The organism is Acinetobacter sp. YH12135, assembly GCF_013418565.1.
GTDB classification, from domain to species: domain Bacteria; phylum Pseudomonadota; class Gammaproteobacteria; order Pseudomonadales; family Moraxellaceae; genus Acinetobacter; species Acinetobacter towneri.
This window is the reverse complement of sequence record NZ_VPBU01000045.1, coordinates 1-4,758: the sequence shown is the minus strand read 5'-3', so window position 1 is coordinate 4,758 and position 4,758 is coordinate 1. Positions and strand designations below refer to the sequence as shown.

At 31.1% G+C, this 4,758-nt stretch carries 5 protein-coding genes and 1 pseudogene; 2 read left to right on the top strand and 4 right to left on the bottom strand.

Features of this window, described 5'->3' with window-relative positions; genetic code table 11:
* Positions 1–130: 130 nt before the first annotated feature.
* The 3 genes from FTU70_RS14170 to FTU70_RS14160 form a co-directional block, all read right to left on the bottom strand.
* Positions 131–1,165, bottom strand: coding sequence for a tRNA-dihydrouridine synthase (locus tag FTU70_RS14170; RefSeq protein ID WP_169538918.1), 1,035 nt, complete (start codon positions 1,163–1,165; stop codon positions 131–133).
* 91 nt (positions 1,166–1,256) lie between these two features.
* The gene (locus tag FTU70_RS14165) at positions 1,257–1,787 is read right to left on the bottom strand and encodes an NAD(P)H-dependent oxidoreductase (RefSeq protein WP_218944953.1); all 531 of its coding nucleotides are present in this window, start codon (positions 1,785–1,787) and stop codon (positions 1,257–1,259) included.
* A 165-nt stretch (positions 1,788–1,952) separates the two neighbouring features.
* The gene (locus tag FTU70_RS14160) at positions 1,953–2,603 is read right to left on the bottom strand and encodes a DUF234 domain-containing protein (RefSeq protein ID WP_218944954.1); all 651 of its coding nucleotides are present in this window, start codon (positions 2,601–2,603) and stop codon (positions 1,953–1,955) included.
* 155 nt (positions 2,604–2,758) lie between these two features.
* On the opposite strand from FTU70_RS14160, the pseudogene FTU70_RS14155 reads away from it, so the two are divergent.
* Together FTU70_RS14155 and estT are read left to right on the top strand one after the other, a co-directional pair.
* Positions 2,759–3,055, top strand: a pseudogene (locus FTU70_RS14155) (FAD-dependent oxidoreductase); the annotation flags it as partial.
* 17 nt (positions 3,056–3,072) lie between these two features.
* Complete coding sequence (gene estT, locus FTU70_RS14150) at positions 3,073–3,933, top strand: macrolide hydrolase EstT (RefSeq protein ID WP_077782102.1); 861 nt, start codon at positions 3,073–3,075, stop codon at positions 3,931–3,933.
* A 498-nt stretch (positions 3,934–4,431) separates the two neighbouring features.
* On the opposite strand, the gene FTU70_RS14145 is transcribed toward estT, so the two are convergent.
* Positions 4,432–4,602 (bottom strand): nitroreductase family protein, encoded by a 171-nt coding sequence (locus FTU70_RS14145; protein WP_218944955.1) that lies wholly within the window; start codon positions 4,600–4,602, stop codon positions 4,432–4,434.
* Positions 4,603–4,758: the final 156 nt, after the last annotated feature.

The following is a 4,758-nucleotide window of genomic DNA, read 5'->3' as shown; positions in this document are numbered from 1 at the left end:
TGTTCCATTTTAGAGATTTGTTTAAGATAAGATATAACTCATTGAGATGTGTCATAGTATTCGTCGTTAGAAAACAATTATTGTGACATTATTTCAATGAGTTATCTATTTTTGTCGTGTACAGAGAATATTATTTTAAAAATGCTCTTGCATAAGAGCTATTAATTTTCTCTTTTTCGTTTAGTTCATTTGCAGCATAAAATACAAGATTTGGATTTTTAAGCAACTCTCTTCCATATGCAACAAAATCACAAAAACTATTTTCAAGAAGATATTCACCCTCTTTTGCTGTTGTTATTAAACCAACAGCAATAACAGGAATATCTACACTTTTTTTAATCTCTTTTGCCCAATTAGCTTGATAAAATGGTTCAATTTTTGGTATCTTATCTGGATTTTCTATATTTCCACCACTTGAAACATGAATACAATCAACTCCAACTTTTTCTAACTCTTTACATAAATAAATAGAGTCTTCTATATTCCATCCATTTTGCATCCATTCATCAGCACTAATTCTAACAATAAGGGGTAATTTTACCCTATTTTTTATCTCTTTTGCAGTTTCAATTACTAATCTACACCTATTTTCTAAACTTCCACCATAAATATCATCTCTTTTATTTGTTAAAGGTGATAAAAATTCACACAACAAATATCCATGAGCAGCGTGAAGTTCTACTGAATCATAATTTGCTTTTTCGGCTCTAATTGCAGCATTTACAAACAACTCTTTTATTTTTGTTATCTCTTCAAGACTTAACGCTTTTGGAACTTTATATGGTGATTTTTGACTAAAAGCAATTGAGCTTGGAGCTACACAAATATCATCAACAACTTCAGATTTTCTTCCTGCATGAGCTAATTGTATAGAACTTTTTGCTCCAAATAAGTGTAACTTCTCATTCATTTTTTTATGATTTTCAATTAAAGAATCATCCCAAAGTCCTAATTCAAAAGATGAAACTCTTCCTTTTGGCTCAACTGATGCTGGTTCAACAATAATTAAACCAACATCAGCCATTGCTCTTGAAGTATAGTGAAACATATGGAAATCTTTTAATTCTCCACTATTATCACTTTTATACATACACATAGGTGGCATTACAACTCTATTTTTTAGTTCCAAATCACCTATTTTACCTTTGTTTAATAATAAACTCATTATAGCTCCTTAAATTAAATATATCAAATTATATATACACTAAACTTAAAATTCTCTCTTAAAGTATCTTCAAATTTAGCTAACTCTTTATTTAAATCCAAATCTCCTTTAAAAATATCATGCATAGAGTAAGTTTTAAAGGTTCTAATCCAACAAATTGAAAAGTTTTATGAGTAGCAACATTTGCTTCATCTAGTGATAATCCATCAAAAAAACCATCAGGATTGTTAAACTCACTTTTTGGACAATTATATGTCAAGCTTAGCATATATTTTTTGCCTTTTAGTAATCCACCACTTCCATAAGTTTTGCTATCATCGTTTTTGCTTCTTCCGTCGTTTGCATAGTGTCTTCCTTGAGTAAAAGTCTCATCGAAATATTTTTTTGTAATCCAAGGAACACCCATCCAATAAACAGGATATTGAAACAACACATAATCAGCCCACTCAAACTTCTCACACTCCTCTTTTATATCGTAACCCTTATCTATATTTGTATATTTTATAAGAAAGTTATTTTCTTTGAAAAATTGTGTCGCTTTTTCTAAAATCTTTTCAGTTAATTCACCTTTTGCAACATTTTCATAATATTGGTGTCCATTTAAAATTAAAACTTTTTTCATTTTGTACTCCTTTTAAATTATTCAACAATTATATATAATCAAACTTAACTTTTATATCGATTAAGGCTTTATACAAAGTTTGCAAAAACCACTTGCACCAACTTGAAATTAGAGTAATTACCCTAGCAACCACTCTAGCACCAGCTATTATCTGTTTTTCTAATTTTAAATATCTTTTATCGATAAAAGCCTATACTCTATCTCATAATCTTTATACTCTTGAATTAATTTTTGAGATTTCAAAACTAAAGCCTGATAGTTTATCCGTTTTTCATTTAGTTTTACTTCACAAATTAGAAGTTTCTTATCAATATCATCGATAGCAACTATATCTATCTCATTTTGATTATTTCTCTCCCAATATGAGCCAATAGAAGTGAAAGTTTGTTTCTCTTTTAAGAGTTCCACAAAAAGTTTTTCAAGGAATTTTCCTTGAAAAGTTGAGATATCTCTATAGATAATCTCTTTTAATCTATCGAAATTTTCAGCTTCGATTAGTGATTGGTATTTAAAAATAAATCTAAACCAAAAGGATAAAAAATTATCAACTATCTCATATTTTTGTACTTTTGAGTTTGGTTTAGCATTTATTGGTTTAATTGATTTTATGATGTTATAGTCATTTTCAAGTCGTGATAAATGTCCTGAAATATTTCTTTCCAAAATTGATTCTATTTCACTTCTTGATGTTTTTGAATCAGAGATTAAAGCTAAAATAGAAAAATATGTTCCATACTCTTTTCCAAACTCTTCAATAAGTCTATTTTTTCCCTCTTCCAAAAATATTGAGTTTGGATCAATAATTGTATCTATCATAGATTTTAAATCAAAACTACTGTTTAAGATAAATAGTTCTATATATTTTGCAACTCCACCACTTAGCAAATAAAAATCAAGTAAATTTTTATTTGAATAAGAGTTGTAATCTTTTAAAATCTCCTTTAATACACTTACTTTCAAAGGTTTTAAATCTATTTCCCTTAGATAAGTCTTGGAAAAGTAAGCGTCCATTACCCATAACGATGATTGGAGATGCTGCTCATTTGATGCCTCCTTTTGCAGGACAAGGCGTAAACAGTGGGTTGATGGATGCCTTGATATTGTCGGATAATCTGACCAATGGGAAATTTAACAGCATTGAAGAGGCTATTGAAAATTATGAACAGCAAATGTTTGCTTATGGAAGAGAAGCACAGGCAGAATCAATAATAAACGAAACGGAAATGTTCAGCCTCGACTTTTCGTTCCAAAAACTAATGAATCTATAAAACAGAAAGGCGAGGAAATGAAAGAGAAAATAGTTAAAAAAAACGGAATAAGACTTTTTACCGAAAGTTTTGGATGTGAAAAAGATCCGGCAATACTCTTGATTGCGGGAGCAACGGTATCCATGTTGTATTGGGATGCTGAATTTTGCCAGAAACTATCTGAAAAGGGATTTTTTGTTATTCGCTACGACAATAGGGACGTAGGAAAATCTACTAATTACGAACCGGGTTCAACCCCCTATGATATTGTTGACTTAACCCATGATGCTATTTCAATTTTGGACGGCTATAAAATAGTCAAAGCCAATTTTGTGGGAATTTCACTGGGCGGACTGATTTCTCAAATAGCATCAATAAAATATGCCGACAGGGTAAGTTCAATAACACTAATCTCATCAGGTCCTTGGGGCGACTCAGACCCCACAATTCCTGAAATGGATACGCGTATTTTAGATTTTCACGGAAAAGCTGAAACCGTAGATTGGACAAATGAAGACAGTGTGGCAAATTATTTAATTCAAGGTGCTGAATTGATGAGCGGCAGGAAACAATTTGACAAACAAAGAAGTGAAAAACTGATTAGAGCCGAATTTAAAAGAGCTAATAACTATATAAGTATGTTCAATCATGCGGCACTGCAAGGTGGTGAAGAATACTGGAACAGATTGAGCGAAATCAATCAGCCAACCTTAATTGTACACGGAACGGACGATAAAATATGGCATTTTAAGAATTCAGCAGTTTTACTTGAAAAGATAAACGGCTCAAAACTAATAACGCTTGATGGAACCGGACACGAACTACATTTCGAAGATTGGAATAAAATTATTGATGGAATAACGCAACATACAACAAATAACAAAAGAATGAACAAATAGGGTATTATGTATTTCCAAATCAACGGTTTAGAGATTGAAGCTAATATCAATGTGTTCTTTGAATAACATCTTTTGGTGTTTTTTAATAATCATACTACGCAATTTTCTTTTATAAAAGGAAATATTGTAAACTAAATACGAAATGGTATCTTCATTAAATCATATTATCTCAGAGGTACAGCGAAAAGAAAATGCCATTTCGCTGTCTGCACCTAATATAATTGATGAAGCGCACCAAATGACGATATACCTAAAAGAGTACTTATGGTCAATAAGAGAGGATATTATAAAGCAGGGTTTTAAAAACCATTGGGAGGAAATCAACTTCTTTCGCAACATTAAGCCATACATTCTTAAATAAGACCGTCCCGTAAATTTCAGCCGAATCCGACAAAAAGGCGTGAAGATTTCCTTTAAATAGAGAGACCGAAGGTCATCCTTTTCCTAAAAAAGGGGGGGGCCATGGTTCCAAGATGTAAAATCGAGGGCTAATTCAGGCTATACTTTTGTAATTACCAAAAACTTCCATGGCTCTTGCCCAAAAGAGCTAGGAGATTTTCTCCCTGCTTCTAAAATATAGTTTAAATCTTCATCTTTTATCTTTTTTGTCTCATCAAATATTTTACAAGCATGTCTAAAATCCATTGCTTCCATAAAAGTTTTTTCCATAAATTTATCCTTATTTTTTATTAATATTATTCTCTGTACACGACAAATTTCACAGAACCCTTATCCTATCAGGATTCTGCTTTCTTAAAATTGCCAAAATTTCCTTAAACTCTTCTTTTTTCCCAAAACCAATTAAACGCTGAATCGCCATTTGAA

Bases quoted from the DNA above. Each gene is read 5' to 3' on its own strand.
- FTU70_RS14170 (WP_169538918.1), bottom strand. From the start codon at position 1,165: ATGAGTTTATTATTAAACAAAGGTAAAATAGGTGATTTGGAACTAAAA.
- FTU70_RS14165 (WP_218944953.1), bottom strand. From the start codon at position 1,787: ATGAAAAAAGTTTTAATTTTAAATGGACACCAATATTATGAAAATGTT.
- FTU70_RS14160 (WP_218944954.1), bottom strand. From the start codon at position 2,603: ATGATAGATACAATTATTGATCCAAACTCAATATTTTTGGAAGAGGGA.
- estT (WP_077782102.1), top strand. From the start codon at position 3,073: ATGAAAGAGAAAATAGTTAAAAAAAACGGAATAAGACTTTTTACCGAA.
- FTU70_RS14145 (WP_218944955.1), bottom strand. From the start codon at position 4,602: ATGGAAAAAACTTTTATGGAAGCAATGGATTTTAGACATGCTTGTAAA.